At 60.7% G+C, this 3,681-nt stretch carries 6 protein-coding genes and 1 pseudogene; all 7 read left to right on the plus strand.

The genetic code is table 11. The features are described from left to right. Positions 1 to 261: 261 nt before the first annotated feature. Positions 262 to 483 carry a translation initiation factor IF-1 gene (infA, locus tag AHiyo1_RS01485; protein ID WP_009358723.1) on the plus strand — a complete coding sequence of 74 codons (222 nt, stop codon included), beginning with the start codon at positions 262 to 264 and terminating at the stop codon, positions 481 to 483. A gap of 75 nt (positions 484 to 558) precedes the next feature. Further along, the gene (rpmJ, locus tag AHiyo1_RS01490; RefSeq protein ID WP_059387386.1) at positions 559 to 690 is read left to right on the plus strand and encodes a 50S ribosomal protein L36; all 132 of its coding nucleotides are present in this window, start codon (positions 559 to 561) and stop codon (positions 688 to 690) included. 173 nt (positions 691 to 863) lie between these two features. After that, positions 864 to 1,241, plus strand: a complete 378-nt coding sequence (rpsM, locus tag AHiyo1_RS01495; RefSeq protein WP_011775569.1) for a 30S ribosomal protein S13 — start codon at positions 864 to 866, stop codon at positions 1,239 to 1,241. A gap of 45 nt (positions 1,242 to 1,286) precedes the next feature. Beyond that, on the plus strand, positions 1,287 to 1,688 hold the full coding sequence (gene rpsK, locus AHiyo1_RS01500) for a 30S ribosomal protein S11 (RefSeq protein WP_028265083.1): 402 nt from the start codon (positions 1,287 to 1,289) through the stop codon (positions 1,686 to 1,688). A gap of 141 nt (positions 1,689 to 1,829) precedes the next feature. Further along, entirely contained in the window at positions 1,830 to 2,840 is a 1,011-nt protein-coding gene (locus tag AHiyo1_RS01505; protein ID WP_011692778.1) for a DNA-directed RNA polymerase subunit alpha, read from the plus strand. 121 nt (positions 2,841 to 2,961) lie between these two features. After that, positions 2,962 to 3,465, plus strand: coding sequence for a 50S ribosomal protein L17 (rplQ, locus tag AHiyo1_RS01510; protein ID WP_059387387.1), 504 nt, complete (start codon positions 2,962 to 2,964; stop codon positions 3,463 to 3,465). A gap of 32 nt (positions 3,466 to 3,497) precedes the next feature. Beyond that, positions 3,498 to 3,681: pseudogene (locus AHiyo1_RS26000) on the plus strand (tRNA pseudouridine(38-40) synthase TruA); the annotation flags it as partial.

A 3,681-nucleotide genomic window follows, 5' to 3' on the forward strand; every position in this document is an offset into this window, starting at 1 on the left:
TTAGCGGGATCCAAGGGGGTTCCGCGGCCAGGGGAAGCGTGACACCGTGCCGGTGTCTGCGCTAGCATGGGCGGATTTAACTTTCGAGCCGTCTTGGCGTAGAGTTGTCTGTTGGTTGTCTGCACAGCCACGCCCATTTAACAGGTCGCGAGTCCTGCTTCGTGGAGTGGCAGGGGCCGGACGGTCAAACAAACAAAAAACGTCCGCAGATTTTCCGGTGCCTAACCGGAGGGCTGCGGCAAACAACAGTTAGCGGAGGATATGGCCAAGAAGGACGGGGTCATTGAGATCGAGGGCGTTGTGACTGAGGCGCTGCCCAATGCGATGTTTCGCGTTGAGCTCACCAACAAGCACATCGTTCTTGCACATATCTCGGGGAAGATGCGACAGCACTACATCAGGATTCTCCCTGAGGACCGCGTAGTGGTGGAGCTAAGCCCTTACGACCTCACACGTGGTCGCATCGTCTACCGCTACAAGTAATTGCTGGGCGGCAGCCTTGGGAAACCCGGGTAGTTGCCGCTCCAGCCGACCAACTGCAACACGCAAAGGAACGCCATGAAGGTCAAGCCGAGCGTTAAGCAGATCTGCGACAAGTGCAAAGTGATCCGCCGTAATGGCCGGGTCATGGTGATCTGCGAGAACCCGCGCCACAAGCAGCGCCAGGCTAATTCCCCGCAAGGGAGCTAGCGCCCGCGAGGGCAAACCTGGGTTGCTAACCCACGCAAGTAAATAAAGGCAGCACAAGCTGAATTGGGACGTATGGAGCCCGGACAGCTAACCCCCGGTCGGAGGCTGGGGCCGCACTGAAAGTGCGGGTGTACTGCCTACGACCTCCGGTTTATTCAAGGAGTACTGCCACTATGGCTCGTCTCGCTGGCGTAGACATTCCCCGCGAAAAGCGGTTGGAAATTGCGCTTACTTACATCTACGGCGTGGGCAAGACCCGTGCACACGAAACCCTGGCTGCCACCGGCATCAGCGCTGACGTTCGCGTCAAGGACCTGACTGACGCCGAACTGGTTCAGCTGCGTGACTACATTGAAGGCAACTACAAGGTTGAGGGTGACCTTCGCCGCGAAGTAGCAGCAGATATCCGCCGCAAGGTTGAAATCGGCAGCTACGAAGGCCTGCGTCACCGCAAGGGCCTGCCCGTACGCGGTCAGCGTACGAAGACCAACGCTCGTACCCGCAAGGGCCCGAAGCGCACCGTCGCCGGCAAGAAGAAAGCCGGCCGCTAGAAATAGCAGCTGACTTTCCCCCGATAACTTTCTGTAGGAGAAATAATGCCCCCGAAGACTCGTGGCGCGGTTCGCAAGCCGCGTAAGAAGGACAAGAAGAATATCGCGCTTGGCCAGGCGCACATCAAGAGCACCTTTAACAACACCATCGTGTCCATCACGGACCCGAACGGTGCTGTAATCTCCTGGGCTTCCGCCGGTGAGGTTGGATTCAAGGGCTCCCGCAAGTCCACCCCGTTCGCCGCCCAGATGGCTGCCGAGGCTGCTGCAAAGCGCGCCCAGGAGCACGGTCTGCGCAAGGTTGACGTGTTCGTCAAGGGACCGGGATCCGGACGCGAGACCGCAATCCGTTCGCTGCAGGCCGCTGGCCTCGAGGTTGGCTCCATCCAGGACGTCACCCCCAGCGCCCACAACGGTTGCCGCCCGCCGAAGCGCCGCCGCGTCTAATTGGATTCTTGGCCTTGCCGGCCGGGTCCGCCACGAACAGCCTGACTGTTCCGTGGCGCCCGGCCGGCAAAGCCGGAACCAAGCCGATTTCCACCACCTGTGTTGCGTCATATAGCGGATGCTCGCCGAAAGGAAACCTAAGTGCTTATTGCACAGCGCCCCACTCTGTCTGAAGAAGTAGTCTCCGAGAACCGCTCGCGTTTCATCATTGAACCGCTGGAACCGGGCTTCGGTTACACCCTCGGAAACTCCCTCCGCCGTACCCTGCTCTCCTCCATCCCCGGTGCTGCTGTAACCAGCATCCGGATCGATGGCGTGCTGCACGAGTTCACCACGGTTCCGGGTGTCAAGGAAGATGTCACTGAGATCATCCTGAACATCAAGAACCTCTCCGTGTCCTCCGAGCACGATGAGCCGGTTGTTGCATACCTGCGCAAGCAGGGCCCCGGAGTCGTCACGGCCGCGGACATCGCTCCGCCGGCCGGCGTCGAATTCCACAACCCGGATCTGCACATTGCCACGCTGAACTCGAAGGGCAAGTTCGAACTCGAACTGACCATCGAACGCGGCCGCGGCTACGTTTCGGCAGCTCAGAACAAGTCCGGCGACTCCGAGATCGGCCGTATTCCGGTCGACTCGATCTACTCGCCGGTCTTGAAGGTTACCTTCCGCGTGGAAGCTACCCGTGTTGAGCAGCGCACTGACTTCGACAAGCTGATTGTCGACGTCGAGACCAAGCAGGCTATCGCCCCGCGCGACGCCGTTGCTTCGGCAGGCACCACCCTGGTGGAACTGTTCGGTCTTGCACGTGAGCTGAACACCGCAGCTGAAGGTATCGAGATTGGCCCGTCGCCGACGGACGCTGCCCTGGCAGCCGACATGGCACTGCCGATCGAGGATCTGGACCTCACCGTCCGTTCCTACAACTGCCTCAAGCGTGAGGGCATCCACACCGTGGGTGAACTCGTTGCCCGCTCCGAGGCTGACCTGATGGACATTCGTAACTTCGGTGCGAAGTCCATCGATGAGGTCAAGGCAAAGCTGGTTGAACTGGGTCTGTCCCTCAAGGATTCCCCTCCCGGTTTCGATCTTGCAGCCCGCGCCGCAGCCATCGAAGAGGACGACGCCGCGTTCAGCGACGACGAGCTCTAACAAGCAGATCTTGGCCACCGAGTCCACGTTCGGACCCGGACGGCCTTCATTACAGGAGAAATTACTATGCCTACCCCCACTAAGTCCGCGCCTCGGAGGCGGTCCGGCTCACGAGCGCCTGATGCTCGCGAACCTGGCAGCATCGCTGTTCGAGCACAAGCGCATTACCACCACGGTCACCAAGGCCAAGCGCCTGAAGCCGTACGCAGAGCGCCTCGTGACCTTCGCCAAGCGCGGCGACCTGTCCTCCCGCCGTCGCGTACTCGGCCTGATCAGCGACAAGGGCATCGTCCACGAGCTGTTCACCGACATCGCCGGCGCCGTTGCCAACCGCGATGGTGGCTACACCCGTATCACCAAGATCGGCAACCGCAAGGGCGACAACGCTCCCATGGCTGTCATCGAGCTGGTTCTTGAGCCGGTTTCCCCGAAGCAGGCTGTAGTTGCCGAGGCAACTGCTGCTGCCAAGAAGGACGCCGAGAAGGCTGCTCCGGCCGCCGAAGAGACCGCTCCGGTTGCTGAGGAAGAGGTCGTTGAGACCGAAGCCGCAGAGACCGAAGCCGACGCTCCTGAAGCTGAAGCTGCTGAAACCGAAGAGGCTCCGGCCGCTGAGGAAAAGAAGTAATTCACTGAATTCTTCACAGTAGACTTAAGTCTATGAACGAACGAAAACCCGCTGCCCCCGTTTTGGGGGGCGGCGGGTTTTTGCGTGTCCGGATGGATCTTTCGTACGACGGCGGCCCTTTCAACGGGTGGGCGCTCCAGCCCGGTCTCCGGACCGTGCAGGGATCGCTGGAGGAGGGGTTGGCGCTGATCGTCCGGCGCCCTGTCCGGGTCACCG

This window comes from Arthrobacter sp. Hiyo1 (assembly GCF_001263615.2).
Classification (GTDB): domain Bacteria; phylum Actinomycetota; class Actinomycetes; order Actinomycetales; family Micrococcaceae; genus Arthrobacter.